Source organism: Methanomicrobiales archaeon HGW-Methanomicrobiales-1, assembly GCA_002839675.1.
Taxonomy (GTDB): domain Archaea; phylum Halobacteriota; class Methanomicrobia; order Methanomicrobiales; family Methanospirillaceae; genus Methanoregula.
This window is the reverse complement of the sequence record PGYM01000003.1, coordinates 65,124-90,750: the sequence shown is the minus strand read 5'-3', so window position 1 is coordinate 90,750 and position 25,627 is coordinate 65,124. Positions and strand designations below refer to the sequence as shown.

The 25,627-nt window shown below is 51.2% G+C and carries 35 protein-coding genes and 2 pseudogenes; 21 read left to right on the top strand and 16 right to left on the bottom strand.

Annotated elements, in window-relative coordinates:
- Nucleotides 1–223: 223 nt before the first annotated feature.
- The 3 genes from CVV30_09940 to CVV30_09930 form a co-directional block, all read right to left on the bottom strand.
- A complete protein-coding gene (locus tag CVV30_09940; GenBank protein PKL68237.1) occupies nucleotides 224–565 on the bottom strand; it encodes a DNA polymerase beta in 342 nt (113 codons plus the stop codon).
- Nucleotides 535–924, bottom strand: a complete 390-nt coding sequence (locus CVV30_09935) for a DNA-binding protein (protein PKL68236.1) — start codon at nucleotides 922–924, stop codon at nucleotides 535–537. Before CVV30_09935 ends, CVV30_09940 begins: the two co-directional genes overlap by 31 nt.
- Nucleotides 925–1,100: 176 nt before the next feature.
- Nucleotides 1,101–1,733, bottom strand: a complete 633-nt coding sequence (locus CVV30_09930) for a glutamine amidotransferase (GenBank protein ID PKL68235.1) — start codon at nucleotides 1,731–1,733, stop codon at nucleotides 1,101–1,103.
- Between the two features lie 257 nt (nucleotides 1,734–1,990).
- Here CVV30_09930 and CVV30_09925 point away from each other — a divergent pair, with 257 nt between their 5' ends.
- From CVV30_09925 to CVV30_09900, 6 genes are all read left to right on the top strand, one after another.
- Nucleotides 1,991–2,389, top strand: a complete 399-nt coding sequence (locus CVV30_09925; protein PKL68234.1) for a flavin-nucleotide-binding protein — start codon at nucleotides 1,991–1,993, stop codon at nucleotides 2,387–2,389.
- Between the two features lie 120 nt (nucleotides 2,390–2,509).
- Complete coding sequence (locus CVV30_09920; GenBank protein PKL68526.1) at nucleotides 2,510–3,334, top strand: ferredoxin; 825 nt, start codon at nucleotides 2,510–2,512, stop codon at nucleotides 3,332–3,334.
- A 36-nt stretch (nucleotides 3,335–3,370) separates the two neighbouring features.
- The gene (locus tag CVV30_09915) at nucleotides 3,371–4,093 is read left to right on the top strand and encodes a TetR/AcrR family transcriptional regulator (protein PKL68233.1); all 723 of its coding nucleotides are present in this window, start codon (nucleotides 3,371–3,373) and stop codon (nucleotides 4,091–4,093) included.
- A 324-nt stretch (nucleotides 4,094–4,417) separates the two neighbouring features.
- Nucleotides 4,418–5,536, top strand: a complete 1,119-nt coding sequence (locus tag CVV30_09910; GenBank protein ID PKL68525.1) for a DUF1016 domain-containing protein — start codon at nucleotides 4,418–4,420, stop codon at nucleotides 5,534–5,536.
- Nucleotides 5,537–6,090: 554 nt separating this feature from the next.
- Nucleotides 6,091–6,552, top strand: coding sequence for a PIN domain-containing protein (locus CVV30_09905; GenBank protein PKL68524.1), 462 nt, complete (start codon nucleotides 6,091–6,093; stop codon nucleotides 6,550–6,552).
- Nucleotides 6,530–6,751: a hypothetical protein gene (locus CVV30_09900; protein ID PKL68232.1), complete on the top strand. Its 222-nt coding sequence runs from the start codon at nucleotides 6,530–6,532 to the stop codon at nucleotides 6,749–6,751. The genes CVV30_09905 and CVV30_09900 overlap by 23 nt, the downstream gene beginning before the upstream one ends.
- Before the next feature lie 463 nt (nucleotides 6,752–7,214).
- Here the strand turns inward: CVV30_09900 and CVV30_09895 are convergent, their stop codons facing one another.
- Genes CVV30_09895 through CVV30_09885 form a run of 3 tightly spaced genes read right to left on the bottom strand, consistent with a single transcriptional unit; the run spans nucleotide 7,215 to nucleotide 8,515 of the window.
- Nucleotides 7,215–7,886, bottom strand: coding sequence for a hypothetical protein (locus tag CVV30_09895; protein ID PKL68231.1), 672 nt, complete (start codon nucleotides 7,884–7,886; stop codon nucleotides 7,215–7,217).
- Entirely contained in the window at nucleotides 7,887–8,225 is a 339-nt protein-coding gene (locus tag CVV30_09890) for a hypothetical protein (GenBank protein ID PKL68230.1), read from the bottom strand. It lies immediately after the preceding gene.
- On the bottom strand, nucleotides 8,222–8,515 hold the full coding sequence (locus CVV30_09885; protein PKL68229.1) for a DNA polymerase subunit beta: 294 nt from the start codon (nucleotides 8,513–8,515) through the stop codon (nucleotides 8,222–8,224). The genes CVV30_09890 and CVV30_09885 overlap by 4 nt, the downstream gene beginning before the upstream one ends.
- Before the next feature lie 224 nt (nucleotides 8,516–8,739).
- On the opposite strand from CVV30_09885, the gene CVV30_09880 reads away from it, so the two are divergent.
- Nucleotides 8,740–8,955, top strand: a complete 216-nt coding sequence (locus CVV30_09880) for a hypothetical protein (GenBank protein ID PKL68228.1) — start codon at nucleotides 8,740–8,742, stop codon at nucleotides 8,953–8,955.
- 114 nt (nucleotides 8,956–9,069) lie between these two features.
- Nucleotides 9,070–10,989: a hypothetical protein gene (locus CVV30_09875; protein PKL68227.1), complete on the top strand. Its 1,920-nt coding sequence runs from the start codon at nucleotides 9,070–9,072 to the stop codon at nucleotides 10,987–10,989.
- 38 nt (nucleotides 10,990–11,027) lie between these two features.
- On the opposite strand, the gene CVV30_09870 is transcribed toward CVV30_09875, so the two are convergent.
- From CVV30_09870 to CVV30_09860, 3 genes are all read right to left on the bottom strand, one after another.
- Nucleotides 11,028–11,405, bottom strand: coding sequence for a diadenosine tetraphosphate hydrolase (locus CVV30_09870; protein PKL68226.1), 378 nt, complete (start codon nucleotides 11,403–11,405; stop codon nucleotides 11,028–11,030).
- Complete coding sequence (locus CVV30_09865; protein PKL68225.1) at nucleotides 11,393–12,547, bottom strand: hypothetical protein; 1,155 nt, start codon at nucleotides 12,545–12,547, stop codon at nucleotides 11,393–11,395. Before CVV30_09865 ends, CVV30_09870 begins: the two co-directional genes overlap by 13 nt.
- A gap of 109 nt (nucleotides 12,548–12,656) precedes the next feature.
- Nucleotides 12,657–13,298, bottom strand: a complete 642-nt coding sequence (locus CVV30_09860) for a hypothetical protein (protein PKL68224.1) — start codon at nucleotides 13,296–13,298, stop codon at nucleotides 12,657–12,659.
- Nucleotides 13,299–13,819: 521 nt separating this feature from the next.
- On the opposite strand from CVV30_09860, the gene CVV30_09855 reads away from it, so the two are divergent.
- Nucleotides 13,820–14,092: a hypothetical protein gene (locus tag CVV30_09855; protein ID PKL68223.1), complete on the top strand. Its 273-nt coding sequence runs from the start codon at nucleotides 13,820–13,822 to the stop codon at nucleotides 14,090–14,092.
- Nucleotides 14,089–14,418: a hypothetical protein gene (locus tag CVV30_09850; GenBank protein ID PKL68222.1), complete on the top strand. Its 330-nt coding sequence runs from the start codon at nucleotides 14,089–14,091 to the stop codon at nucleotides 14,416–14,418. The genes CVV30_09855 and CVV30_09850 overlap by 4 nt, the downstream gene beginning before the upstream one ends.
- Here the strand turns inward: CVV30_09850 and CVV30_09845 are convergent.
- Nucleotides 14,385–14,588 (bottom strand): hypothetical protein, encoded by a 204-nt coding sequence (locus CVV30_09845; GenBank protein PKL68221.1) that lies wholly within the window; start codon nucleotides 14,586–14,588, stop codon nucleotides 14,385–14,387. The genes CVV30_09850 and CVV30_09845 overlap by 34 nt on opposite strands.
- Nucleotides 14,589–14,796: 208 nt before the next feature.
- On the opposite strand from CVV30_09845, the pseudogene CVV30_09840 reads away from it, so the two are divergent.
- The 9 genes and pseudogenes from CVV30_09840 to CVV30_09800 all read left to right on the top strand — a co-directional run bounded on the left by CVV30_09840 (nucleotide 14,797) and on the right by CVV30_09800 (nucleotide 19,728).
- A pseudogene (locus CVV30_09840) lies at nucleotides 14,797–14,937 on the top strand (DUF1016 domain-containing protein).
- 127 nt (nucleotides 14,938–15,064) lie between these two features.
- Nucleotides 15,065–15,691, top strand: a complete 627-nt coding sequence (locus CVV30_09835; protein ID PKL68220.1) for a PIN domain-containing protein — start codon at nucleotides 15,065–15,067, stop codon at nucleotides 15,689–15,691.
- On the top strand, nucleotides 15,669–15,878 hold the full coding sequence (locus CVV30_09830; protein PKL68219.1) for a hypothetical protein: 210 nt from the start codon (nucleotides 15,669–15,671) through the stop codon (nucleotides 15,876–15,878). The genes CVV30_09835 and CVV30_09830 overlap by 23 nt, the downstream gene beginning before the upstream one ends.
- A 348-nt stretch (nucleotides 15,879–16,226) precedes the next feature.
- Nucleotides 16,227–16,532, top strand: coding sequence for a hypothetical protein (locus CVV30_09825; GenBank protein PKL68218.1), 306 nt, complete (start codon nucleotides 16,227–16,229; stop codon nucleotides 16,530–16,532).
- A gap of 225 nt (nucleotides 16,533–16,757) precedes the next feature.
- The gene (locus CVV30_09820; protein ID PKL68217.1) at nucleotides 16,758–17,204 is read left to right on the top strand and encodes a hypothetical protein; all 447 of its coding nucleotides are present in this window, start codon (nucleotides 16,758–16,760) and stop codon (nucleotides 17,202–17,204) included.
- Nucleotides 17,205–17,390, top strand: a pseudogene (locus tag CVV30_09815) (hypothetical protein).
- A gap of 80 nt (nucleotides 17,391–17,470) precedes the next feature.
- Nucleotides 17,471–17,899 (top strand): hypothetical protein, encoded by a 429-nt coding sequence (locus CVV30_09810; GenBank protein ID PKL68216.1) that lies wholly within the window; start codon nucleotides 17,471–17,473, stop codon nucleotides 17,897–17,899.
- 849 nt (nucleotides 17,900–18,748) lie between these two features.
- Complete coding sequence (locus tag CVV30_09805; GenBank protein ID PKL68215.1) at nucleotides 18,749–19,315, top strand: hypothetical protein; 567 nt, start codon at nucleotides 18,749–18,751, stop codon at nucleotides 19,313–19,315.
- Entirely contained in the window at nucleotides 19,312–19,728 is a 417-nt protein-coding gene (locus CVV30_09800) for a hypothetical protein (protein ID PKL68214.1), read from the top strand. The genes CVV30_09805 and CVV30_09800 overlap by 4 nt, the downstream gene beginning before the upstream one ends.
- Nucleotides 19,729–19,888: 160 nt before the next feature.
- On the opposite strand, the gene CVV30_09795 is transcribed toward CVV30_09800, so the two are convergent.
- Nucleotides 19,889–20,161 carry a hypothetical protein gene (locus CVV30_09795; protein ID PKL68213.1) on the bottom strand — a complete coding sequence of 91 codons (273 nt, stop codon included), beginning with the start codon at nucleotides 20,159–20,161 and terminating at the stop codon, nucleotides 19,889–19,891.
- Nucleotides 20,162–20,419: 258 nt separating this feature from the next.
- On the opposite strand from CVV30_09795, the gene CVV30_09790 reads away from it, so the two are divergent.
- Nucleotides 20,420–20,923 carry a hypothetical protein gene (locus CVV30_09790; GenBank protein ID PKL68212.1) on the top strand — a complete coding sequence of 168 codons (504 nt, stop codon included), beginning with the start codon at nucleotides 20,420–20,422 and terminating at the stop codon, nucleotides 20,921–20,923.
- Between the two features lie 147 nt (nucleotides 20,924–21,070).
- Nucleotides 21,071–21,283 carry a hypothetical protein gene (locus CVV30_09785; GenBank protein PKL68211.1) on the top strand — a complete coding sequence of 71 codons (213 nt, stop codon included), beginning with the start codon at nucleotides 21,071–21,073 and terminating at the stop codon, nucleotides 21,281–21,283.
- Nucleotides 21,284–21,506: 223 nt separating this feature from the next.
- On the opposite strand, the gene CVV30_09780 is transcribed toward CVV30_09785, so the two are convergent.
- The 5 genes from CVV30_09780 to CVV30_09760 all read right to left on the bottom strand — a co-directional run bounded on the left by CVV30_09780 (nucleotide 21,507) and on the right by CVV30_09760 (nucleotide 25,494).
- Entirely contained in the window at nucleotides 21,507–21,791 is a 285-nt protein-coding gene (locus CVV30_09780; protein ID PKL68210.1) for a nucleotidyltransferase, read from the bottom strand.
- A 174-nt stretch (nucleotides 21,792–21,965) separates the two neighbouring features.
- Complete coding sequence (locus tag CVV30_09775; GenBank protein ID PKL68209.1) at nucleotides 21,966–22,703, bottom strand: 50S ribosomal protein L16; 738 nt, start codon at nucleotides 22,701–22,703, stop codon at nucleotides 21,966–21,968.
- A 121-nt stretch (nucleotides 22,704–22,824) separates the two neighbouring features.
- Nucleotides 22,825–23,586, bottom strand: coding sequence for a nitrate ABC transporter ATP-binding protein (locus tag CVV30_09770; GenBank protein ID PKL68208.1), 762 nt, complete (start codon nucleotides 23,584–23,586; stop codon nucleotides 22,825–22,827).
- Nucleotides 23,587–24,375 (bottom strand): ABC transporter permease, encoded by a 789-nt coding sequence (locus tag CVV30_09765; GenBank protein ID PKL68207.1) that lies wholly within the window; start codon nucleotides 24,373–24,375, stop codon nucleotides 23,587–23,589.
- Between the two features lie 111 nt (nucleotides 24,376–24,486).
- The gene (locus tag CVV30_09760) at nucleotides 24,487–25,494 is read right to left on the bottom strand and encodes a sulfonate ABC transporter substrate-binding protein (protein PKL68206.1); all 1,008 of its coding nucleotides are present in this window, start codon (nucleotides 25,492–25,494) and stop codon (nucleotides 24,487–24,489) included.
- Nucleotides 25,495–25,627 lie beyond the last annotated feature (133 nt).

The window sequence follows — 25,627 nt, the reverse complement described above, 5'->3', positions numbered from 1 at the left end:
GATACAAGGGAGAAAGCCCGGGGATAAAGAGCTGAACAGGGGATACTCTGGATTCCATCACAATCCGGCCCTTCTGCACCAGCTCTTATTAGTACCCCCGGTTCCGGTAATTGACGATGGCCTCCTGCAAATCCGGTCCCGGGTCCATCGATCGAAGGAGAGGACGGTCCGCACCACAGGTCAGGACGAAAAGCGGGTCCCGGGAAAATTCATCCCTATTATTTCAGGCTGATGAGACAGTCGGCACAACAATTCCTTTTCTGAGCGTGCCTGCAATAAGGGACATCGGATCCCGGTATTCTTCCGGGGTCAGCGTAAGTACATCGAGAGCCACTTTGAATTTCCTGACGGTCTTTATTTCCGCATCTTTTGTCATGAGGGCCCGCTCAAAAATATCCTTGCCGGCAAAATCTTTGGATATAATCGCGATATCGATGTCACTTAGTGGTGTTGCGGTTCCCGTACTAAAAGACCCAAACAGGATAAGGTCGTTAATATGAACGCCGTTTTCCCTTACTATAGCGCTGAAAAAATTTACCGCTTCGAGAACTTGTGCGTCAACCATGTAAGAATCTCCTTTGTCTCGTTTAGGATCTTAACTGTCTTTCCTTTGGTATATTGTTCAAGGACCACATCAAGGTTATGCGGATATCGTCCGGTAATGCCGATACGATTGATAACGAACAGGGATTCCATATACTCCTGAGGTAATTCCAGTTCGAGAATTTCAACCAGAAAGATCAGGCTGTGGGTCTTATCCGGATTTTCGTTGAACTTCTCAATGTATAGAGCTTTCAAGCCTTTTTCGAGTGCGAGGTGACAAAAGAATATCACCGGGGGATAACGCCCGGCGGAGACGAGGGATTCGGCAGTACCGAGGTCATATTGTGCCTGTCGAAACCATTCGCCAGAATCGGGAGTCATTTTTTAAAAACCTCTTACCGTTTTCTATCTTTGCGTATATTGTAAGATGAATATATTGTTTCATCCTGCGTACTCTGACCCGTCAGTACCGGCGCTCCTTAGTGCCCCCGGTTCCATTAATTGACGGCGGCCCCATCAGGTTACCGGTTCTACTCCACCCGCACGCTCAGGAATCCCTACCGTTGCGCCAGGGATCCCATCAGGGCATAGAAATATTCGGGCTGCCGGGTGGCATAAAGCCCGTGCCAGGCTTCGAGCGTTGCTGGTGCCATGACATCCAGGCTCCGGAATACCTGGTACGCAAACTCCACCGGTGCAAGTCCGGTTGCGGTGATGAGATTGCCGTCCGTTACTGCGGGTTCGTTCACGTAATGATTTTCGCCCCGGTAGTTCGGGCAGAACATTTTCAGGGCAGCAGGATCGTTGCTCGTGTGCGGGCGTTTGTCCAGCAGGCCGGCGTTTGCAAGGCCAAGTGTCGCACCGCAGATAGCGGCGATAAGTATTCCTTCATCGAGCAACCGGCTTGCCACCTTGAGGGTGGGCGCCTGTGCCGGATCAAGCCAGGTATCTGCTCCCGGCAGCACGAGCACATCGCCGGGAACGGGGCGGATATCGGTTATGAGAACTTCCGGCGTCAGATGCAGCCCGCCCATCGTGGTGACGGGATCTAAGGTACTGCCGCAGAGTACAACGGAATACCGGAGTGCCGGATCTTTCAGGAATCGCCCGGAACGGAGCTCGGCCAGGACATGGCCCGGCTCCCAGTCGGCAAAAGTATCGAGGACATAGAGATAGAGTGTGCGCATGATTTACCGTTACAGATAATGGGGCGGGGTTAAAATATCCTTCCACTTTTTGTTTCATCCTTCGTGCGCTTCCCGGTTCCACCGGTTCCGGCAATTGGCAACGGCCCCACTAAAATCCGGTAACCGGATTGCTCCCAATAATACCGCGGGTTACAAACTAACCGATAGTTATATTTTAACCAAGAGAGAATATTGTGTACTGAAACTGCCTCCGGGCAGATTCCAGGATATTTCACTACAAAAGTGGAGGAGATAATTCCATGATTACCCTGACACCGGAAATCAAAGAATCGCTCCAGGGAACGAAGGTCACGTTCCTTGCAACATCGTCAAAAGAAGGTATTCCCAATGTTGTCCCGATCGCAGCGTTCAAGGTACGGGATGACGGGACGTTGCTCATCTCGGATCAGTACTTCAACAAGACGCTAGCGAACCTGCAGGAGAACCCGGCAATCGCCCTGTCATGGTGGGGGGACAAAGGCGGGTTCCAGATCAAAGGTACCGTCACGGTCCATACGAATGACGAGATCTTCCGGCAGAACATTGCCTGGATGAAGGAGAACTGGCCGAAATTTGTGCCAAAGTCCGCAGTGCTCGTGAAGATCACGGGTGTGTACGCGGTTAAACCGGGCCCTGAACCCGGAAAAAAGATTCTCTGATGCGGTGACGGGAAAGCAGCCGGAAAGAACAGGGCCCGGCTGCTCAAAAGACAATCGCACCGGTAAAAGAGCATTACGAGAATGACCCGGGAAAATCCGGCACCTTCAGGAGGAAGTTACATGAAAATACCATCAATTAAATTAGTATATTTTTCACCTACGGGAACAACAAAAGCGGTTGTCCAGGAAATCGCACGCGGAATATATCCCGGCCCTGTAGAAGAGCGGGATATTACCCGGCCGGCTGCGAGAATGCAGCCATTACAGACATCGGAAGATGATTTACTCATTGTCGGCGTGCCAGTGTATATGGGAAGAATACCGGCACATGCAGGCGAATGGCTGCAGGAGATACAGGCGAATAATACACCTGCTGTCGGCGTTGTCGTGTATGGCAATCGCGCGTATGACGATGCCCTGCTCGAGCTGAATGATATCCTGACCGAACGTGGATGCAATCCGATCGCCGGTGCAGCGTTTATCGGGGAACACTCCTTTTCCACTGCCGAAACACCAACCGCCGTTGGTCGCCCGGATGCATCTGACCGGAAACTCGCAGAACTGTTCGGGCAAAAGATACTTGAAAAACTTCAGTCTGGTTCATTGTCCGGCCGGATTCCTGAAGCAAAAATCCCCGGCGGTCATCCTTACCGGGGAGAACCGATTCATCCTTACCGGAAAGATTCCATCTTTTGGAATGTTGATTTTATTGCGGTCAGCGATGCGTGTGTCCAGTGCGGGGCGTGTGCAAAGGGATGCCCGGTCGGGGCCATTGATCCGGAAAACAGCAGGGCGATCGACACGGAAAAATGCATCACGTGCTGTGCCTGCATCAAACACTGTCCCAAACACGCAAGAACGATAAAACCCGGCCTGGTCAGGGAAGCTTCGTTGCGGTTAAACACATTGTATAATGAGCGAAAGGAGCCGGAATACTTTTTATGATGAGTAAATTCAGGGTGGGCCAGCTGGGTGAAAGGTATGGGAATCTCTGAACGAAAGATACGGGAAAAGGAGCAGCGGAAAAAAGAGATCCTGGATACCGCCGAGCGCCTCTTCTTTTCCCGCGGGTACGACGATGTCTCCATGGACGGGATCGCCAACGAGGTTGAGCTGAACAAGGCCACCCTCTATCTCTATTTCAAAAATAAGGAGGCGCTCTATGCGGCCATTGTGCTCCGGGGCGTCTCGATCCTGGAGGAAAAATTCCGGGAATGCAGGGAGGCAGAGGTCACGGGCATGGTCAAGGTAACCCTGATGGGCCAGGCCTATTACCGGTTTTCGGAGGAACACCCGGATTACCTGCGGCTGATCCACTTTTACGGGTCTGAACGTTTCTCAAAAGAGAACCCGTATACCGCAGAGATCGGCAAAGGGTATGGCACATGCCGGATGATTTTGCAGGATGCTGTCCGGGAGGGCATCGGTGACGGTACGATCCGGGCCGATCTCGATGCGTTCCTGATCTCGATGTACCTGATGATCTCCTTCATGGGCATCCTGTCCATGGAAGACAAATGGAAACGGGTGATCGAGGCCGAGGGGTTCAGCTACGAGGAGTACTCGCGGGAATTCTTCCGGTTTATTGCCCCTGCGGTCTCTTATGGTGAGAAATCTCACGCAATGGATGCCGGGGATTTCACCTCCGGGCTCATTTCGGCCGGGCCGGTGGTGCCGGGGAAGAAGAAGGGGAAGAGAGGGTAAGTTTTTTTTATAATTTTTTTTAAGGTTTGGATTCCGGTTCCGGCAGTTGACGACAGCTCCCTCCCGATCCGGTTCCGTCAATCAAAGAGAGGACGGGGTCGCTTCACGTATGTGGCCCGGCCCACCCGTACCGGCATTGAACCGTATGGTATACCCCGGCTGGAAATTTTTCATAATCTGTACTCCCGGATAACAGAAAAATCTCCGGCTCCCTCGTTCCCGTCAAAGCCCCTGATAAAGTGTCGACCAATCACTTTCACCCCGCCAACCGGGTTCCTTATCCTCATGAGTATCGACACACTGGATAAGGAACGCGATTCAACCATGAAACCCAGGACCCAAAGAGTAAAACCTCCCGGAGAACCCCTCCATCCTCTCGTTAAAGAGATCCGGGATTTGGTACAAAGCGCACGCAGGACCGCCAGCCAGAACATAAACACCCTGCAGGTCAGCACCAACTTCCAGATTGGCCGGAGGATCGTGGAGTATGAACAACAGGGAAACAGACGGGCGGAATACGGGGAGCGAATATTCGATGAACTTTCACAGCGATTGACCCATGAGGTTGGGAAAGGGTTTTCGACGAGAAATTTGAGATACATGCGCGACTTTTATATCGAATATCGCGAGACCATCCCCCAGATTTCCCAGACAGGGTCTGGGGAATTGCCAGCCAAAATACCGACGGAAACGCCAATTATGCAGACACTGTCTGCAAAATTGACACCCCATTTCACCCTCAGCTGGTCCCATTACATCTTCCTCATGAATATCGACAACCGGGACGAACGCCGGTTTTACGAAATAGAATCCGGACAAAACCAATGGTCACTTTCCGAACTAAAAAGGCAGTTCAACTCAGGAATCTACGAACGGCTCGCCCTCAGCCGGGATAAACAAGGAGTGAAATCCCTCGCGGATAAAGGACAGATTATCGGAAATCCGCAGGACGTGCTCAAAGATCCCTATGTTCTCGAATTCCTCGGTCTCGATGAGAAAGAACATTACTCCGAAAACGACTTGGAATCAGCGATTATCGGGAAACTCGAAACTTTCCTGCTGGAGCTCGGCAAAGGTTTTCTTTTCGAATCCCGGCAGAAGCGGTTCACCTTCGATGCCGACAATTTTTTTGTGGATCTTGTCTTCTACAACCGGATTCTCCGGTGCTATGTCCTGATCGATCTCAAGATCGGAAAACTCACGCATGAGAACCTCGGCCAGATGCAGATGTATGTCAATTATTATAATCGCGAAGTAAAACTCGATAACGAGAACCCGACTATTGGAATTATTCTCTGCAAGACAAAGAATGATGCCCTCGTCAGGCTCACCCTGCCAGAAGATGCAAACATTTACGCTTCCCAGTATCAGCTCTACCTGCCTTCAAAAGAAGAACTGAAGAGAAAATTGATTGAATGGTCAGAAAATGCTGGTGGGAGTTGAGGGGTATTTGAAGGAATAATCATTCCAGCCGGTTTTTTTTGTGTTACCAAATGGGTCAGGATTGCCCCGGCAGGGACACTTTCCGGAGGACATAAGAGCGATCGGTTTTTAATACAAAAGTACGATGCCGGGAATTTCACCGCAATCCGTTATCCGGTTCTCCAACTAACATTAAGTTTCTCGTGTCGGTCACGCCATCCCCGTACAAAAGGTCCATCCGGTACCACAAACCTCATCCCGTTAAATAGACAACTACCCATAATGACAGCGAAGGCGGCCCCACAGCCTCCCACGGTTCATCCTGCAAAAAAGAATCCTTCGCGACAAAAAAAGTCGGACGGGCAGGGAAAGAATGCTCTTGCTGCACTTTGAAGAGTACTCCCTTTTTAGAATTTCTTGAAAATGAACCCGACATCTACTCGGCAGCGGATTGCAAAGTGCGATATACATGAAAGCAAAAAAGGCCTATGTTCATTTTCCTGTTTGAGAATCATCCCCCGTAAACAGAATCATTTATTGATTCCGGAAGAGAATGGTTGAATCAGGAGGCGTATGTGAAAGTCTATCTCGACGTGTGCTGCCTGTGCCGGCCATTTGACGACCAGCTTATACCGAGAATCCGGTATGAAAGCGAAGCCGTCATTGCAATCCTGAACCGGTGTTCCCGGGACTGGGAACTTATCTGGAGTTCCGCAATCACGTATGAGGTTGCCAAAATTGTTGATCACGATAGAAAACGGTACGTGAGCACCTTCGCCGCAAAGACGACGACAAATATTCTCGTAGATCTGGCAATAAAGGAGCGTGCTGCGGGGCTTATGAAGCTGGGAGTAAAGGCCCTTGACGCATTGCATATTGCCTGTGCGGAACGGGCAGGTGCGACGGTCCTGGTCACGACTGATGACGCATTGAAAAACATTATGAGCCACCACAGCGATATAATTTCTATACGAATCGTAAATCCTGCTGCATGGTATGAGGAGGTGACCAGGAATGAAAGTGAAGACACTGCATGAAATTCATGATGAAGGAATCGATGCCCTGCGTAAGACACTTGGTCCCGTTGACATGGTCCGCTTCATTCAGATGTTTGATCACGGAAAGGGAGATTATACCAAGGAGCGCAAGCAGTGGCTCAGTAACGATCTCGATGAAATATGCAACGAGATCTTTGAAATGCAGAAACAGGCTAAAACGGTCTCTGGTTCAGAATAAATCATCCTTTTTTTCATAAATATCGGAAAAGCAGTACGGTTATCAGATAACAAAGCACCCGACCGCCCGGTCAGCTCCATCACGGCGGCACCTCCCCCATTTTCCCGCAAAAATCCCGGCATCCTGCCCGGAGGACATAAGAGGGATAGGTTTTCAATAAAGATATCACGGTGTTCACTTCGCGTTCATCGGGTCCGTTATTGGTCTCCCGGATCTTCTTATCATTGCGCCGTGGCAGTGCAGCCAGTGGGTGGCGTGGAGCGGCGGGAAGCAGATGTGCTCCCTTGATACGGGCTGGTATTTTTTCCTGGCGGTGTTTGTTGTTTGTGTGGGTTTTTCCGGGTACCGGGTGTACCGGATGCGGGGGGATGGGGTGTGAGGATACGGGGATTTTTATTTTACGCTCAACGGGGCTCCGCCCCTTGCCGCGTGGGCTTGCCCCCGGAGGTTGCGTATTTCGTTGTCAGCTCGTCTTTCCAAAGGTGTCAATCGCCGGGAAAAAATTATGTTTATCGAGGAACGTCCTGACGGCCCCTATGTCTTTTTCAAGATAAATGACGCCGATGAGCATCTCGAAACGGTCCGCGAGCACCAGGCCCTGGTCCCAGACCTGCCTGGTCTTCTCATCGGGCCCCCAGAGGATGAAGTTCTGCAGCTGGAGATGGGTCCGGGAAAAGTCGTGCAGCGCTGCGTTGTTGCCATACCGTTCCCGGTACGCATTGATCTCCTGTGATGTGGTGCGATCCTTCCGGGGGAAATGTTCGAGGATCGCAAAGTCGAGCACATAATCCCCGATGGTTGCGAGGCTCTTGTCGGCAGAGTCGTTCTTGAGCCGCTCGAAATCCGGTGTCTCGTTGAGGAACGCGTTGCTGATGATGGCGCCGGCGAGACGTTCCTTGTCCCTGACCGGGTAGCCCAGGAGATATCGTTCAACCGGATAGCAGATTTCGCGAAGGCTGCCCGCCCATTTGTCCGAGTGTTCCATTGAGGTTCTCCGTTCGTGATAGAAAGCAGAAGTACCGCTGAGGGCATAAGGGTTGGGTTGGGGGATTTTTGGATCAGCGGGTTTTTCCCAAAGCCCGCAAAATCTTACATTTTGACAGGGCAACCGCCGGGGCCTTGAAAATGGAACCATTCAAGAGTCTGCGCTATACATTTTTTTGAGCAGCGGTTTCTGCTGGGGGATCCTGATAACGCTTGTCTTGTAAAGCATTGTCAGATCGGTTTTAAAATAAGCATGAGTAAGGATGTCTCTCATTCCGGCCATGTCCCGCCAGGCAATCTCCGGATGATTCTCCCGGATTTTCACCGGTATATGCTTTGCCGCTTCTCCGATGACTATCAGCTTGTCCCGTACAGCGCTGATCGTTTTTGCATCGGCACAGAACTCCTCAAAAGACATTCCGTGAGTAAATATTTCGATATTTTCCATTGCATCGATGATGTCGTGGAGATAGATCCGGTAACTCCTCATACATAACTCACATCAGCGAGCACAGATCGTTTAAGTTCGTCGCGAAGAGCCCGTGCGGGTACGATATCCACCCGGTGGTGTAGCTTTTCTTCCATGAAGTATTTCAGCTCAGCCAGGTCAAAGAGATCAGCATCATCGGAAAAATCCACCAGAAGATCGATGTCACTGTCCGGGCGCTGCTCCTGCCGTGCGTACGATCCGAAAAGGCCGATGCGTTCGACTTTGTAATTTTTCCTGAGCTCATCAGCCAGGTCGGACAACGCATCCATAATCTCCTCCCTCGATTTCATTTCTTCACCAGTTCCTTACCAGTTCTGTTTTTTGTGAGAATACATAAGGATATGCACATGGGTTAACGCTCAACCGGGGCATCCCCCCCTCTTGGGTGCACCCGGTCCCGGGCGGGAGACACCGGTCCTTTTAACGCCGCAGGAAATTTCCGTCAAGGACTGCATTGCCGGATCCCGCCCGGAGGACATAAGAGGGATAGGTTTTCAATAAAGATATCACGGTGTTGGGATTTTCTCACTTCGCGTTCATCGGGTCCGTTATTGGTCTCCCGGATCTTCTTATCATTGCGCCGTGGCAGTGCAGCCAGTGGGTGGCGTGGAGCGGCGGGAAGCAAGCGTGCTCCCTTGATACGGGCTGGTATTTTTTCCTGGCGGTGTTTGTTGTTTGTGTGGGTTTTTCCGGGTACCGGGTGTACCAGATGCGGCGGGATGGGGTGTGAGGAGTTACGCTCAATGGGGCTGATGCCCCAGCCGCGTGGGCTTGCCCCGGAAGGTAAACGCGAATCTTTATTGACTCATCCCGGCTTACCTACAGTAATCGAGATGCTTGATTGATGAGTCTTCATAACGATCCCTGCGGTTGGTTTGGATCCATCAGCACTTTCCTATCCACAGATAAATCCGCATGGCTCACCTCACTCCATGAGCATCATCAACAAAACATGAATTCTCCGGCAGACGACAGCCAACACGCTGCATGGGCCCACTCATTCGATGTCCTCCATACCGAGTTACAAAACCTCGTGCATGTAAAACCCGTGACTGGTACTTTCACCATAATCTTTGAATTTGAATTACCCCGCGAAAGGGGAAGACGCCCTGACGTTATCATACTTGGCTCATCGGCAATATTTGTCCTTGAATTCAAAGATTACCGGAAAATTTTACCGGCACACGTCGATCAGGTCAATGCGTATGCACGGGATCTCCGTTATTATCATGCTGGATCACAAACACACATAATTCACCCAATCCTTGTATTAACCCGAGCAAAAAATATTGACCGGGTGTATGACGGAACAACCATTGTATCGGCTGATACACTCGGAATCTCTCTCGGAAACCTCATCGGGTCTAATTCATTGCCACTCATTGATTCTCGACAGTGGCTCGAATCAGATTATGCTCCTCTCCCATCGCTTATCAAAGCGGCAAAGACACTTTGGGATGACAAGACAAAATTGCAGAAAATCCATCGTGCCGAGAGCGCCGGTATTCCAAAAACAATCGCTGAACTTATCTCCATCGCACGGAAGGCAAAACAGAATAACGAACTCCATCTTGCGCTTGTAACCGGCGTTCCCGGGTCGGGCAAGACACTTGTCGGGATTCAACTTGTCTATGAGAACGAACTTGACAACTCCGAGATCAGAAACAATGCGGTCTTTCTCTCCGGCAATGGCCCACTCGTCAAGGTCCTGCAACATGCTTTGAAAAATAAATTCTATGTTCAAGCGGTTCACGGATTTCTAAAAGACTACGGTGGAGCGAAAACTAAGCTCCCTCACGAGCATATCTGGATCTTTGATGAAGCGCAGCGTGCGTGGGATGCCGACCGTGTCGAAGAGAAACGAAAACATACATTATCCGAACCGGAAGATTTCCTCCGACTTGCCGAGCGTATGAACTCGTGGGTCTTGATGGTCGCTCTCATTGGTGAAGGGCAGGAGATTCACATTGGCGAAGAGTCTGGTCTAGCGCAATGGAATACGGCATTATCGAAGATGCAGAAAAAATGGATTCTCCATTGCCCTGATAAAATTGCTGACAAATTCCCCGCAATTCCGGACCGTGAGATCAATCCTGTTCTTGATCTGAATGTTACTCTTCGGTCCCATCTTGCCGAAGATGTAACGCGTTGGGTGCAGCGATTGCTTGAGAATAATCTCGCAGGGGCAAAAGCGCTGTCAGAGAATCTCTCCAGTCAAGGTTTTGATCTATATGTCACGAACGACATCAATGTCGCAGCCAATTATGTGAGAGAGCGATACGCTGGCGAAGATGACACCCGGTTCGGGCTGATGGCATCTTCAAAGGCAAAAAATCTGGGGCGATTCGGAATCAATACAGATTGGAATTGTACGCGTAACATCCGAGTCGGTCAATGGTATAATGACCCTCCAAATTCGTTTTCATCATGCTGTTCACTCCGCGAGGTTGTCACGGAATTCTCATGTCAGGGGCTTGAGTTAGATTTTCCTATAGTGTGTTGGGGTAATGATTTTGTATGGGATGAGGATCATTGGAAGAGCCCGAAGAAATCCCGGTTGAATAAAGCAAAGGATCCTCACCAGCTCCGCACTAATAGTTACCGTGTATTGTTGACGCGGGGCCGGGATGGATTCATTATATTTGTGCCAGATGAGATTGGAATGAAAAGTACGTACGAGGCATTGAAAGAGGCAGGGGTGAAAGAGTTGATTTCTGATGGGGGAGTGGGTATTATTATTGATGAAGGATGGGTTGAAGGATAGTCGGCGGGAGAGAAAGGTGCTTGGTCTTAAAAAATTATTTAATACCCCCTCTTCCCCGGAACAACCCCCCGGATCCCACCTCTCGGATCCGGCACATCCCCCACATATCGCGGAATCACATGACAATGACAGTGCATCACCGTCTGCCCACCTGCCAAACCAACATTGAACCCGATGTTGTACCCCGCAGGAGAGAACTTCGCCTCGATCACGTCTTTACAAGAATCGATCAAAGCAAGCACAGCCACCCTCTCTTCCGGAGTCATCGAGAAAAAATCCAGCGTATGCCGGAACGGAATCACCAGCAGGTGCCCCCTGCTGACCGGGTAAAGATCCCAGCGGGCATAGCAGAGATCGTTTTTCGCAATGATTTCATTAGCGGAGGGATTGCAGAACGGGCACTTCACAGGCTCCATGCATCGAACCCCCGGACCTCGATGAGGTAATCGCATCTCTCCCCAAGCAGTTCGATTGCCATATCCTGCCAGCCGGGCCTCTTTTCCGGTGAACCGATAAGGGCGAGATTAATCTCACGGGAAAAACGTCGGGGATAGATCTCGTACATGCTGTTCCAGTACGTGACAATCGCATCCGATCTCTTGTCGATAAACGCCGGTGAGGGAATCTTATCCCGTTTCTTTGCATTCACGCTTTCCAGTGCCGGCAGTAAGTTCCAGAGATTGTTGTTCTTCCAGACCGCAAAGGGAATCATGTGATCCACGTGGAGCAACGCGATATCATTGATCGGCTTTCCCGACCAGACGCATTCAGGAGCGTGACAATTCTGGAACAATTTCGTATAGACTTGTCGTGCCTCATGCACCGCCCGGTCGGTTTCCGGCAGGGTTCGTAATGTTTCCATCACTGAGGCAACTGCGACCGCTCCTCCGCTTGCCTTGCTCGTAAATTCTGCCCATTGGTAGACCAGTGAATCATCGCCCGAGATGAAACTCCCCAGGTACTGGAATACTAGGAACAGATCATTCCGGAAGGAAAATGTCCCGGAATAGTGTACCACTGATTCCTGATCGACCGGTGTCCCGGCAGGGATTCTCCGGGCATCATTGTTATATGAAAAAATAGAAAAATCCCGGTGTCCGTGTGAGCGGCCCAGGTGTTTCATGGGCATAGTTGTGATGGTGGTTTTGAGTTTTGCAATCAGTTCGCTGAATGTGGAAGAAATTTCTGGAGGGATAGATCCATTCACATAATCATTATAGAAGACGGAAAAGCCACCCTTTCCGGCATAATAATCCGTCACTTTCTTGAACTGCGGACGGAAGGAGATCCTTTTTTGGACGGAATCAATTTTTTCTCCGTGCATTTGTGGTAAAAAATCCTGACTTTCAATGATGGGATAATAGTACAGGAGCCACTTCTCAATCAGGAGCCCAAGAGGGAGAGAGACATGATCCCCGGACTCTTTTCCCAGGTGCTGGTATTCCTGCGAGATCTCAATGACCCCGCGTAACAGGGCAAATTTGTACGTTGTGTCCTTGCTGTCCCGCTCGATAATCGTGTTGATCGTTTTGAAATTTTCGAGATCAAACGATTGCATAGTGAACAAATGTCCGTGAATGATATTGCTTTTTTCTATTTGCTGATAAAACTCCGGGGGTCAAGCCCACGCGGCAAGGGGCAGAGCCCCTTTTGAGCGTCAGATCAGTTCACTTCTTTTGAAGCACCACAGAGCACTTCATACAAAGCGGCTTACCAAAAGATATCGGAGAAATGCTACTTCCGCAGGTGTAACAAAATTTCTCGGGATAATTTTTATTTTTGTACCGGGCCCAACTTGAATAGCAGGAATTACAGAGAGGTTTGTCGAGATTGAATTCAACAGATGTTCCGCAACGGATACAATTTCCCTGCCGCTGCGTAAACGGTTTTGCCTGACTAACCATGTGCTTCAATTCTTTGATGGCATCACTATAGATTTCATGATCTGCCTGTTTTGAAAATCGAATCCCCATCTCCCAATTGTGAGTCTGGGAGTGTTCGTGGAGATTCATCGATGTAATCAAACCTTCTTTTTCATTGACATAACACTTTGAATGAAGATTTTCACATTGACCTACGGTAACATGTTTCAATGATTTGAAAAATAAGAGATCGTCATCCACAATTTTTGAGCCCGAACGAAATATGATCACGATGGGAACATTTTTTTTATCAATGCTTTTCAGATAATTTTTCGTTTGTATGGGGATTTTTAAGTATGGCGAAATAATCAACAACTTTTTTTCAGCATTTTTAATTATGTCGATAAATGCTGACTGGACCCCGGGGCCATCTAAAAATTTTGCCATGATGTGCTAGATAATTGATAATTGCCATATGTCGATAGTTCTTTTGGTTCGGTTTTCAGAATAATGAGATTTTATTTTTTCGGATTATTAGTGAGAGGGGGGCTAAGCCCACGCGGCAAGGGGCGTCAGCCCCCTTTGAGCGTCAAATCTCCCAAACCTAAAAATTCTCTGGTGCAGAGGATTCACGCCATCTCCGCACAAAACGTCTCCCGGTACCATAAACCTCATCCCGCAAAACAGACAACTACCCATAATGACAGGAGCGGCCCCACAGCCTCCCCCAGAACATCCTGCAAAAAGAATCCTTCGCGACAAAAAAAGCCGGACGGGCAGGGTAAGAATGCTCTTGCTGCACTCCCGGAGTACACCCTTTTTAGAATTTCTTAAAAATGAACCCAACCTCTACTCGGCAGCGGATCTTAAAGTGCGATACAATTGAACGCAAAAAAAGTCTTATCCATTTCCTTTTTCTCAATCCCGATCTCAAATGTTATATATAGTTATATAACAAAAATTATCCCATGACATCAGAGGCCAAAGCGGTTCACTCGCCCCAGCTCGACACCGTACTGATGGTCGAATCCTTCATCAGGGAGCACAGCGGGGAATATAAAAAAAGGGCATTGTGGGAAAACCTTCCCAAGAAGATGATGTACCAGACATTCTCCACGGTCATCAGCTACCTCCAGGATTCCGGAAAGATTGCAACGGATGCCGACAAAAAAATCTGCTGGATCTATAACCCGGAACTTATAAGTCGATACCTTAGTAACAATAACCTGAAGATCCGATGAAATCCGCCCTCTACTTCGCTGACGACCAGGTCAGCGATGCTTTTTTTAAGCTCCAGTCCGGGAGGGTGGAAGAAAAAGAGATTTTTGAACAACTGAATACAGCATTCGATGTGATCGCCAAAGATCCCTTTTGCGGGATCCAGGTACCTAAACGATTAATCCCAAAGTTATACATCACGAAATACGGGATAGACAACCTGTGGAAATATAATTTTCATAAAAACTGGCGGCTCATGTATTCGGTTGCGGGCGACGGGACGCAGGTTATAGCCTTGGTACTGGAATGGCTGCCTCATAAGGAATACGAACGAAGATTCGGGTACTGAGCAGCGATATCGGAATCATTCATACCAAATACGGTGAATGCCGTAATGGTATCATCGTCCTGCACGTATCGCAATTTTCCGGCTGCCGGATCATTACCGTTGATTCCAAACCCGGCGCAGTTGAGTGGTACCGGAAGAAGGGGTTCACTCTTGCGCAAATGAAGCCGCATGAGGATACCGTTCCTCACTACATGGACTTCCACCGGTTCGTGTCACAGGAAGAGCAGCGGGTACTATAAACTTTTGACTTTTTTAAAATAATATTGCCCATCCAGAATGTAACAATCCTTTTGCGGGCTGTGGGGCAAAAGCCCCCTTTGAGCAGAAATTTACCGGGGCATGGCGTAACATAGCAATTGTGCAAGAGCTGCTCGCACAAACCGGGTGATAGCAGAATATGCTCTGCGGGACATGTCAAAGCCGATGGCCATCTCCACCTACCATGTCGGGCCTACCCTTCCCCCGCAATTCAGGGAACAATTACCGGATACAACACGGTTGAAAGAGATTATACTTTAAGACTGCTCCCGATGCCGGGGCTAAGCCCACGCTGGCCGGGGGGCAAAAGCCCCTTTTGAGCGTCCAGACCCTCCATACGCACACGGTCCAGGCAACTTGTGGCTTTTTGTTCCGGAAAGAACACTCATTGGGCAGACAGGGTCTGCCCAATCTCAATTCCCCGGTTTCTCTTCTGCCGCCGTGCTCCCGGACATCATCCCGGCACGTTACTTTCACCCCGTCAACAGGGCTCCTTATCCTTACTGATACCAACTCTTTCGCATACAAAGAAAAGAGCGCGGAATTGGAGGTTTTAGTGAAAGTCTATCTCGATGTGTGTTGCCTGTGCCGACCGTTTGACGACCAGAAGATGAACCGTATACATCTTGAAGCAGAAGCCATCAAGGAGATCCTGATGCGATGCACCCGGGACTGGACGCTGGTAACCAGTGATGCTGTCAGTTTTGAAATTTCACGCATTCCTGACAGAACCCGGATGAAAAAAGCGCAGAATTTTACCGATCTGGCAAAAGAGCACGTAGCAATTACAAAAACAGTTTCCCTACGATATCATGAATTTGTAGAAATGGGTATTGATTCCCCGGACGCCCTGCATCTTGCATGTGCGGAATCTGCGGGAGCAGATCTGCTTACAACCGATAACACGATCATCAAAATTATTAAGAAGCACCGTAATCAGATAACTATTGAAGTTAAAAATCCCGTTGAATGGCTGATGGAGGTGAACGAACATGGAAGCAAAGACACTCAATGAAATCCACAAACAGGGTATCGATGCACTCGTGAAAGTGCTTGGACCCGTTGATGCGGCCCGGTTCCTCCAGATGTATGATCAGGGAAGCGGAGATTACACCAGGGAGCGAAAAGAATGGCTTGAACAGGATCCTGACAAATATCTTGCTGCTGTTATCGCTCACGGGAAGAAAAAGACACGGGCTTAACTCTTTTTTAAGATTATTCCGGGGGATAGGAAAAGCCCCTTTTGAACGTAAAATTCCCAAACCCATTCTTACTACTTTCATCCAACCGCCAGGTTAGCTCAATGATGCGGCACCATCCCCCAAATCCTGCAAAAATCCCGGGAAATTCCCCCGCAAAAACATCCACCGATCTACGCCGTTGCCGCGCTCAGTCTCCCAAAAATTCCTGACCCGGTAACCCGCGCAAAAATAATCATAATCCGCGCCCGGATTCCTCAAACGATAGCCGGATTTCCCGCGATAACTGCGAAAAATCCCGCAGCGACAAAAAACCTTTTTAACCTCTTTTCCAAAACAGGAGAATATAGCATGTCAAACAGGTTCTGCAAACAAACAGCGAGGAAGATCCGTGCGTTCGGAGTCGCCCCAAAGGCCGCGACCTTCTACTCCCGGTTCTTCTACCTCTCGATGCTGTCTGTCAGCGGAATCATCATCACCGGCCTGCACCGCAGGAAAGGAGCAAAGATCCTGGGAGACGAGACTCCCCGCTCCCTCCTGCACACGCTCGCCGGCCTCATCGCACTGCCCGGCAGGAATACCGGCACCGGGTACATCATCGCGGGACCCGTTGCTGAAATTATCATGCCCGCCTCTTCTCGTATACGTCGTAATTGACCGCCGGTTCCGGTCGTTAAAGCTCCTGGCACACCCGTACGGTACAGCCTGCCGTGCAATCGTGACAGGAACTTAAGGAGTCGCTGCATAGAGCTGCGGCTCCCGCCGGAACCGGCGCTGAAAAGGCAGTGACCCGGGAGCAGATACGATCCCGGTCACCAAGGGAGGGAAAAAAATTCCCGGAAAAATGCAGGAGAACAAAACCAAGAAAAAAAGGTGATGTGTATGGAAATTTCTCTGATGAACCGTCAGGATGTGGCCGACCCGGACCAGTCAGCGTCCGGTGTGGCCGGGACCGGACTGAAGAATGAAAGGAAGACGGGAATTGTTGAACACGGGATGATGGGAAATGCGGCACCTCAGGAAAAGACCGCAAAGAAAAACCGGATCGTCCTCGGAATGGGGGTACTCTATAATGGCAGGACAACGCTGGTAGCACCGGGAACAGTCCCGGCCTGCAGCCCGGGGGCAGGTGTCGCCAGGAACAACAACACGGCACCCGCTGCTCCCGAACCGGACCCGGCCGAACCATCCGTAAATCTCATCTTCTCCAGCTTCGAGCGGTACGAGCGAACCTATGACCGGCTGAACCGGAAGATCCACCGGCTCGACCGGAGGTTAAACAAGCTTGAAGACCGCAGGATGCAGAAGCGCGATGAGAGGCGGTCTTAAATGACCCGGAGCCTCTCGTGCAAAACAACGACCGTCCCGCTCTACCTCCTGCCCCGGGCAATCGCGTACCAGATCAACCGGGTGGGTGACAGCGTGTACCGCATCAGTGTCAAGCGGACGCACTGGCACCATTACAATATCTCGGTCCGGGTCAAGGCGCTGCCAAAGGAACTTGCACCGGCGAGCAGCGTACCGGAAACATTCCCGGGATGGAAATTCCCCGGCGATGGCACCGGCAACAATGCGCCCTGCGTGGAGTGCGAGGCATGACGCACGGGCCACGACCGGCAAAGGCAATTGAAGAAGCGGTACGGATAGCTTCCGGGCGGGGGCCGGTGCTGGATATCTCCCGGGTGCGGGGATTTCCCGGCGATCTTCTGCTTCTTTCGGGCTCGCAGCTCGTCTTCATCCGGGTCCGGAGGAGCCGCATGCATGCGTGCGAGCCCCGGGATATCGAACAGCTCTTCAGGGAAACGATCCTGGATCTCCGCACCGTGCCGCAGAACCCCGCAATCGTACGGGAGATCCATGCTCTCGCATCGTGGGGAGTCTGGCAGTATTTCCGCATCGACCATGACCGGGTCTCCGAGATCCTCTCCAATGGAACTCCTTTCCTTACGGGGGGAACTGCTCCGGTACTAAAAACACCGGTGCCAGCCCGGGATTTGGCGTCGGGAACCAGGGAGCCAGGATGAGTAATCCGGGCAGGTACCGGGTACCCCCTCCCGGGAAACGTAAAAGGAATACCCCTTTTTTGTTTCACTATACCTCAAGAGGGATACGCTAATCCGGGCTCAATACGGGGGTATTTTCCCCGGATCCGTCACCCCGACCTGCCAGTTCGTCGGTTTTCCCGGCCGGTTCTTTTTGGATTCCTCGCAAAAAAGCCCGGATTGGCAGATCAACCGTTTTTAAGGAGAGTAAAACATGCCAGTACTGTGCAGTTTGGATTGAGGTCCGGAGATTCCCTGGATTTATGCAGGTTCCGGAAATTATCGCGTCTTATTTTCAGGCTCGCCCGGGCCTCACCAACCCATCGATCCGGATACACTAATCCGGGCTCAATGCGGAGGTATTTTCCCCGGGTCAGCCACCCCGACCTGCCAGTTCGTCGGTTTTCCCGGCCGGTTCTTTTTGGATTCCTCACAAAAAAGCCCGGATTGGCAGATCAACCGTTTTTAAGGAGAGTAAAACATGCCAGTACTGTGCAGTTTGGATTGAGGTCCGGAGATTATCTGGATTTATGCAGGTTCCGGAAATTATCGCGTCTTATTTTCAGGTTCGTCCCGGCCTCACCATACCCTCAACCCGGATACACTAATCCGGGCTCAATGCGGAGGTATTTTCCCAGGATCCGTCACCCCAACCTGCCAGTTAAGTGGTTTTCCCGGCCGGTTCTTTCCGGATTCCTCAAAAAACAGCCCGTATTGGCAGATCAACCGTTTTTAAAGAGAGTAAAACATGCCAGTACTGTGCAGTTTGGATTGAGGTTGCAAGGAAACATTGGGAATAAGCGGGCAGGTACGACAAAATACCTAAATATTATGGTTCATAATATTGAACATATGTTCAAAAAAATGAACATGCTCGAAACCCCCTCATTCGGGACACTCATATTCCTCGGCCGGCACCCGCGGAACAGCTACTATGTCCGGGAGCTCGCAAAGATACGCTCAATCAGTACCGGTTCGGCAAGCGGACAGCTCCGGGCACTGGCAGAATCGGGTCTGGTGACCAGCGAACAGAAAGGAAGGACACTCTTGTTTCGTGCCAATATCTCTCATCCGATCGTTAGGGAAGCAAAAATTTTTGCAACTCTGCTTGAACTCTCAATGTTCATTGCAGCCGGCCAACCCTGTATCACACGCATGATTCTCTTTGGCAGCTGTGCGGTGGGAGAAGATTCCGATGAGAGCGATATCGATCTCTACATAGAATCAACTGATCGCTCTGCCGTAAAAAATCTCATCTCACGGTATGAACCGGATATACCACGGAAGATCTCTCCTATCATTGTCTCACCGGAAGAAGCAGTTCAGCTCCGTACACGTGACCGCCCGCTGTTCGAGCGGATACAATCCGGCAGGATTCTTGCGGGTGAGCAGCTGTGAGATACCGGTTCGATGAATGCCTTGAACGGGGAAAAATCGTAAAAATCCCCATCGACCAGGGCCTTGTTACAAAAGAACTCAACGAAGCTGAGGCAGATCTTTTAGCTGCAGAGCGATCACTTTGGGATCACCAGGAAAAATGGGCGATCATCCAGGGATATTATTCTCTTTTCCATTCACTCCGGTCACAGGTGTTTGGTAAAGGCTACCGGGAGAAGAGCCACCGCTGCCTGAAATACGCGATAGAAGCCCTTCTTGTTGATGAGGGAGCACTCGAACCGGCAGTACTGGAGCACTTTTCTTTTGCCATGGATCTCCGGGAAGGTGCTGATTACGGTTGCATCTATAACGAGGAATCCGCCCGTATCGTCGTCGCATCAGCACGACGGGTGTACGAGTTGGTCAGGCCATGAAAACGTCAATAGTATGGAGCCACCGTTTCCCTTTCGAAAACCGGGTATCGCTCATAATCCGGATACGCTAATCCGGGCTCAATGCGGAGGTATTTTCCCCGGGTCAGTCACCCCAACCTGCCAGTTAAGCGGTTTTCCCGGCCGGTTCTTTTGGGATTCCTCACAGAACAACCCGGATTGGCAGATCAACCGTTTTTAAGGAGAGTAAAACATGCCAGTACCGTGCAGTTTGGAGTGAGGTCCGGATACCCGTTGGCCTGTTGGCCGGACCGTGGGAACAGCCAGTGCCAAACGCACGAAAACCAAGAACCTGCCAGTTCCCGTTTTTGCGAAATGCTCCCTGCCTGAATATCGCCTGGAATACGCCATCCTGCCCGGATAATCGCCGGAATATACCTGCCAGTTCGTTATTCAGCCAGACCCATCCCCTCATACGTCGTATACTGGTATGTCAAAGGGGCCCCGCGACAGTAAAGAAGTCCGAACAAAACAGGGAGGCGATTGCACAACACGTTGCCTCCCGCCAAATCCGGGAAGAATGAAATGGCCAGGACCGGTTAAGAGCCCTCGTCTGCCATGCTACAAAAAGATCCGGAGGATCTTAAAAGCATTTTGAGAGGTCGGCTCGCCACAGCCGGCCCGGCGTTTTGTGATTCCCGGATGAGGGAAAGAGAAGAAGGAGTGATAGATTATGGCAGATTTCGTACAGAAAACAACCGTAAAGACCGCGGTGCGCAAACTCGCAAACCCGATCGAAGATGTAGCAACGTTCAACACGATCGTCCAGTCAGTACTGACGGACAACCCGTTCGAATGCGTAGCCTACATGACCGCCGGCACCAACCATGCAGGCGTGGAAAAGACCAAAGAATACTATGGGGCAAAGATCGTGTACCAGGACAACGCGGCCAACACGGTGGGAAACGAGTCCGGGCGGTACAATACCATCGCGGGATTCAATGCCGGGGCAGCTGCGATCCTTGCAAATGCAGCCCTGACCTCAGCGCACGGGGGCTCGCCCTACCGGGACACCGACAACGAGACGTTCTCGGCAACCCTGAAGTGCCACGATGGCAACGGGGAGATCTACATGGTCACGTTCAGCCGCGACAGCATGGGGCTCACGTCCTACTCGGACGACAGCATCCGGACAAAGGTCGAGACCTGGGCCGACACCGTGCCGGCACTTGCCTGAGGGTGATGATGATGGACACTGAACTCATCCTCACCGGGGCATTCCTCGGCACCGGGCTGCTCGCGTATGTGATTGTTCCCGGCCTCCTCGTCATGTGGGACCGGGTGCTCGACCACATGGAAGAGAGCAACAACCCAAAGTAATGCGATGCGGACAACGGTGGGGGAATTTCCCCTGCCGGGATTTTTTTTTGAAAAATTATCCGGCTCCCCACCCTCAAATTTCCCGGCGCATTTCCCATCCCCCGTCCACAAAAATAGCCCTTTAAAATCGTTTAAATTCCTGAACTGGGACAAAGCGTATATCCCGGCACCGGAAGAACATGAATATGTGGCAAATACCACCATCAATGAAAAATAACTGAAAAGGAAGTGATAACCACGTCAAATAAAGCAAAGAAAGTAGTTGCCCCCGCAGCAAAGACTGCTCCCGTAGCAGGAAAGATCGTAGCCGGAGCCAAGAAAGGCAGCCCAAAGCGAGGATAATTCTATTTTTCATTTCTCACATTTTTGCAAGTATTTTCTATTTTGGCAGGGTATTGGTGATGATCTCCCAGAGGATCTCGTAATTGAGGAGTGCCGTCCTATGCATAGACGACCTCGCCGAGAATGTAGGGCTTGAGCCGGGATTTTATCGTATTTTTTAAGACGAGATCAACTTTCCTCTGGAACAGGTCTTCTAAGAAGAATTTGCAGTCCATATAATTTTCAAAGGTCTTCTGCCCTTTCCGGAAGGTTACGAGCACGTCCACGTCGCTCTCCTTCCGCTCTTCCCCGCGTACGAAGGAGCCAAAGATGCCGATCTTTGCTACCCCGTACCGTTTTTTGACCACCGGTTCGGCTTGCCGGAGGAGGGCGAGTGCGTCCATGATTAGTATTTTGGTATGATCGTAGATGCACTTAACGTTGCTCTTGGGATTACCTGCTACGGGTTGTTTTGGGATTTGGGCAGGCAACAATAATCTAAAAACCGGCGATCCGCAAAACCCGGGATCTCACAAAAATCAAATCTAAAAAAAATAAAAAAATAATCTAAAAAAATTTTACTTCTTGCCGCCCTTTGCAGGGGCTGCCTTGGCGTCCTTGCCGCCTTTTGCCGGTGCTGCTCCCTTTGCGGGCTCAGCTGCCTTGGCGTCCTTGCCGCCTTTTGCATGGATTGCGCCGCTACCCTTGATTGCTTCCTTTGCGGGCTCAGCTGCTACCTCTTCGGCAACGACCGGTGCTGCAACAACCTTCTCACCAACGAGCTTCGGTGCTGCAATGATCCTGCCGCTGACCTTGATCTCGCTTACCTTCAAGTGGGAGGGAGTCGGGAGCTTGTAGCCCGCGTGGTGGAGAGCATCCTTGATCTTTTCAAGGTAATTGGGAGTGGAGTAGACGGTCAGGAGCTTCTGGCCGGCGCTGACCCGGGCGGCAGTCCCGACTGCTTTTCCAAAGGCAAGACGCATGCCTTCAGAGACACGGTCCGCACCGGCACCGGTTGCCTGCTTATTTTCGCGAAGCACATGGTGGGGGAAAACCCTTACCTTGAAGTGGAAGTTCGACCTGCCGACTTCCTTCATAAGACGCCGGTTGGTCGTGATACGGGCTGCCTCGAGTGCGCTGTGCCGGATCTGGCATGACTCTTCGACAATAAGGTCAACTTCGGTCGGGAATTCCTGCGAGAGGTTGCCCATCTCGAACTGAACGATCTTGCTTCCGGGAACACCACCCATATATTCGCGCCGGGTATAGGCTTTCTTGGAAATGTTCCTGTACATCTTTGCCGGTTTTCTAACCATCGCGTCCTACTCCTGTAATATATTGCAAAAAGCGGGCAGAATCATCCATAGAGAATCAGATGACCCTGCCTGTACGCTTCACAAACTGCTTTTATAAAATGGAGATGAGTCGTATTAAACCTTACTGGATAGCGCAATTCTGGTTTATAAGGTCAAGGACATCGCGCCTGACCTGCGCGAATTCTATAGAGGTACGATCGCGGGGGCGCGGGAGCGGGATATCGAAGACCCGGCAGACCCGACCCGGGCGGGGGGTCATGACAATGATCCGGTCCGATAAGAACACCGCCTCATCCACGCTGTGCGTAATGAAGACGATCATCTTCTTTGTCTTCTCCCAGATCTGGAGCAACTCCATCTGGAGCATGTTCCGGGTCTGGGCGTCAAGCGCCCCGAACGGCTCGTCCATCAGGAGCAGGACCGGGTCGAGCGTGAGCGCCCGGGCCACCGCCACCCGCTGGCGCATGCCTCCCGAAAGTTCCGACGGGTAACTGTCCCGGAACTGCGCAAGGTTGATGAGCTCAAGGTACCGCTCGGCAACCTTGTACCGGTCTTCCCTGGACATCCCGTTCATCTCGAGGCCGAAGGCAATGTTGTCGATTACCGTGCGCCACGGGAAGAGGGAGTATTCCTGGAAGACAAAACCCACCTTCGGGCTGGTTCCCGTGATCTCTTCTCCCTCAAGGATGATCGATCCGCTCCGGGCCGTATCGAGACCGGCGATCAGGCGCAGCAGGGTTGTCTTGCCGCAGCCGGATGAACCGAGGATACAGACAAACTCCTTGTCCTTCACCTCGAACGAGACGTTCTCGAGCACGGTTAAAGTCGAGCCGTCGTCGCGGGGGAAGGACTGGTTCAGGTCGCGGACTTCAAGGTTTCCCATTTATGCCACCTCCCCGGTTCGCCACTTCAGGAAGTGCCGGTCAACATAATACCGGAATATCATATCGAACGCAAGGCCAATCATGCCAAGGAGGATCATGTACACGACCACGCTGTCCATCTGGTGGAGGGAATAGAAGAACCATAACTTCTGGCCCAGCCCGTAGTTCGAGACCCCGAAGAGTTCTGCGGCAACCAGGCACATCCAGCCGACACCGGTCGCAATCCGTATGCCTGCGGCCACGGAAGGGAGCGCAGCGGGAAACGCAATGTAGCGTATCTGGTCCCAGGTCTTTGTGCACCCGAGCATCTTTCCGGCCTCGACAAAGACGCGGGGGACTCCCCGGAAACCACTGTAGGTGTTGATGATGATGGGAAAGACTGCCCCGGCAAAGATGATGAACCCTGCAGAAAAGGCGGTCAGCCCGAACCAGATGATCGCAAACGGGATCCAGGCCAGGGGCGGGATCGGGCGGAGGAGTTCGATGAGCGGGTCTAAAAACGACTCGACCCGGCGGCTCCAGCCGATGAGGATCCCGATCGGGATCCCGACCAGGAGTGCGAGACCCATGCCGATGGCAAAGTGGACGAGACTCGCTTCGATATCAAGGAAGATATCGCCGCCTTGGAGCAGGCTGACAAATGCAGCGAACACATCCGTAGGTGCGGGGAGGATGAAGGGATAATTTATGATCACTGCCGCAATGAACTGCCAGGCGACGATTGCCAGCAGGATCGCAACAACACCGAGCCGCCAGTCTTTGCCATTCTTGTCTGTGTGTCTGCCCATGGGGGGTTATTCCTCTTTGCAGCTCCCGGCCGGAATTCCCGGGACGGTAGTCCGCAAATGTTTCTGTATAGTAATGAACCTAAAGGGAAAAAAAGATTGGTCGGGGATTTTTTAGTTCTTGGAGTAGAACGAGAGATCAAAGATCTCGTCCTTGGTGAGCGGCTTCTTGATGTACCCGAGATCGTACTGGATCTTCGCGTAGTCAAGGACCGGGGCTACAATGATGTTGGGATCAGAGGCCCAGTTGCCGTCCCACTCCTTTAACGATGCGGTGACATCTTCGAGTTTGGCGCCGGTCTTTTTCGAGTAGATGACTGCTGCCTCGTCTAAGTTCTGCTCGTTCCAGAGAACGGCCTTGTCATTGGTCCTGATGATCTGCCGGACGATCTCCGGGTGCTCGCGAATCATCTTGCCGCTGACGACGAGCACACAGCAGGTGTGGTCGGGGTACATCTCACCGGAGTGGACGACGACTTTTCCCTTGCCCTGGTTCACGACCGTACTCGGGGAGGGGGTTGGCAGGAAGATCCCGTCGACTTTACCGGCAATGATTGCCGTAACGGCATCGCCCGGGCTCATGCCCTTGATGAAGACATCCGTGTCCGGCACGAGGTTGTTCTTCTTGAGCCAGTCGCGAAGCACGGTGTCCTGGATGCTGCCGGCCGGGAAGGTGGCAATGGTTAAGCCCTTGAGACTCTGCGGATCCTTGTAATCGAGATCATTTCTTACAACAAGGTCAGAGCCCTGCGTGTTGACCCCGGCAACGATCTTGGCGTCAAGCCCGGTGGCAAGGGCGGTCAGGACCGGTGCTGCACCAACATAGGCAACATCGAGTTCGCCGGCAAGCATTGCCTGCATCTCGGGCGGGCCGCTCGGGAAGACCTTGTCAGACACATTCACGACACCGAGAGGCGCAAGGTCCTGGGCAAACCAGCCTTTCTCCAGTGCGGTTATTGCCGCCATCTGGTGGGTGCTGGGCTGGTACCCGATGCGGAGATCCTTGATCGGGGCTGCGGTTGTGGTCGTGCCGGGAGTTGTCGCAGGTTGCGTGCAGCCGGCAGTGATCAGTAAAAGAGCAATGGCAATGAGTGCAATTGCTGTAATCCTCATCTTGTTCATAAGGGAGTGTTGCCCAGTCGATAATTTAAAAGTGTTCAATCAGGACATTAATTCTTTCCTATTGTATTAATTTACTTATTTCATTTTTACAATTGTATCATAAATTCATCATAACTGTCCAGAAACCCATTAC

Bases quoted from the DNA above. Each gene is read 5' to 3' on its own strand.
- CVV30_09775 (PKL68209.1), bottom strand. From the start codon at position 22,703: ATGGTTAGAAAACCGGCAAAGATGTACAGGAACATTTCCAAGAAAGCC.
- CVV30_09940 (PKL68237.1), bottom strand. From the start codon at position 565: ATGGTTGACGCACAAGTTCTCGAAGCGGTAAATTTTTTCAGCGCTATA.
- CVV30_09910 (PKL68525.1), top strand. From the start codon at position 4,418: ATGAAACCCAGGACCCAAAGAGTAAAACCTCCCGGAGAACCCCTCCAT.
- CVV30_09860 (PKL68224.1), bottom strand. From the start codon at position 13,298: ATGGCAAAATTTTTAGATGGCCCCGGGGTCCAGTCAGCATTTATCGAC.
- CVV30_09915 (PKL68233.1), top strand. From the start codon at position 3,371: ATGGGAATCTCTGAACGAAAGATACGGGAAAAGGAGCAGCGGAAAAAA.
- CVV30_09780 (PKL68210.1), bottom strand. From the start codon at position 21,791: ATGGACGCACTCGCCCTCCTCCGGCAAGCCGAACCGGTGGTCAAAAAA.
- CVV30_09825 (PKL68218.1), top strand. From the start codon at position 16,227: ATGTCAAACAGGTTCTGCAAACAAACAGCGAGGAAGATCCGTGCGTTC.
- CVV30_09865 (PKL68225.1), bottom strand. From the start codon at position 12,547: ATGCAATCGTTTGATCTCGAAAATTTCAAAACGATCAACACGATTATC.
- CVV30_09895 (PKL68231.1), bottom strand. From the start codon at position 7,886: ATGGTTCCATTTTCAAGGCCCCGGCGGTTGCCCTGTCAAAATGTAAGA.
- CVV30_09820 (PKL68217.1), top strand. From the start codon at position 16,758: ATGGAAATTTCTCTGATGAACCGTCAGGATGTGGCCGACCCGGACCAG.
- CVV30_09870 (PKL68226.1), bottom strand. From the start codon at position 11,405: ATGGAGCCTGTGAAGTGCCCGTTCTGCAATCCCTCCGCTAATGAAATC.
- CVV30_09925 (PKL68234.1), top strand. From the start codon at position 1,991: ATGATTACCCTGACACCGGAAATCAAAGAATCGCTCCAGGGAACGAAG.
- CVV30_09875 (PKL68227.1), top strand. From the start codon at position 9,070: ATGAGTCTTCATAACGATCCCTGCGGTTGGTTTGGATCCATCAGCACT.
- CVV30_09795 (PKL68213.1), bottom strand. From the start codon at position 20,161: ATGAGGGGATGGGTCTGGCTGAATAACGAACTGGCAGGTATATTCCGG.
- CVV30_09770 (PKL68208.1), bottom strand. From the start codon at position 23,586: ATGGGAAACCTTGAAGTCCGCGACCTGAACCAGTCCTTCCCCCGCGAC.
- CVV30_09760 (PKL68206.1), bottom strand. From the start codon at position 25,494: ATGAACAAGATGAGGATTACAGCAATTGCACTCATTGCCATTGCTCTT.
- CVV30_09790 (PKL68212.1), top strand. From the start codon at position 20,420: ATGGCAGATTTCGTACAGAAAACAACCGTAAAGACCGCGGTGCGCAAA.
- CVV30_09765 (PKL68207.1), bottom strand. From the start codon at position 24,375: ATGGGCAGACACACAGACAAGAATGGCAAAGACTGGCGGCTCGGTGTT.
- CVV30_09785 (PKL68211.1), top strand. From the start codon at position 21,071: ATGCGGACAACGGTGGGGGAATTTCCCCTGCCGGGATTTTTTTTTGAA.
- CVV30_09855 (PKL68223.1), top strand. From the start codon at position 13,820: ATGACATCAGAGGCCAAAGCGGTTCACTCGCCCCAGCTCGACACCGTA.
- CVV30_09900 (PKL68232.1), top strand. From the start codon at position 6,530: ATGAAAGTGAAGACACTGCATGAAATTCATGATGAAGGAATCGATGCC.
- CVV30_09885 (PKL68229.1), bottom strand. From the start codon at position 8,515: ATGAAATCGAGGGAGGAGATTATGGATGCGTTGTCCGACCTGGCTGAT.
- CVV30_09935 (PKL68236.1), bottom strand. From the start codon at position 924: ATGACTCCCGATTCTGGCGAATGGTTTCGACAGGCACAATATGACCTC.
- CVV30_09920 (PKL68526.1), top strand. From the start codon at position 2,510: ATGAAAATACCATCAATTAAATTAGTATATTTTTCACCTACGGGAACA.
- CVV30_09805 (PKL68215.1), top strand. From the start codon at position 18,749: ATGGTTCATAATATTGAACATATGTTCAAAAAAATGAACATGCTCGAA.
- CVV30_09830 (PKL68219.1), top strand. From the start codon at position 15,669: ATGGAAGCAAAGACACTCAATGAAATCCACAAACAGGGTATCGATGCA.
- CVV30_09850 (PKL68222.1), top strand. From the start codon at position 14,089: ATGAAATCCGCCCTCTACTTCGCTGACGACCAGGTCAGCGATGCTTTT.
- CVV30_09890 (PKL68230.1), bottom strand. From the start codon at position 8,225: ATGAGGAGTTACCGGATCTATCTCCACGACATCATCGATGCAATGGAA.
- CVV30_09810 (PKL68216.1), top strand. From the start codon at position 17,471: ATGACGCACGGGCCACGACCGGCAAAGGCAATTGAAGAAGCGGTACGG.
- CVV30_09845 (PKL68221.1), bottom strand. From the start codon at position 14,588: ATGCGGCTTCATTTGCGCAAGAGTGAACCCCTTCTTCCGGTACCACTC.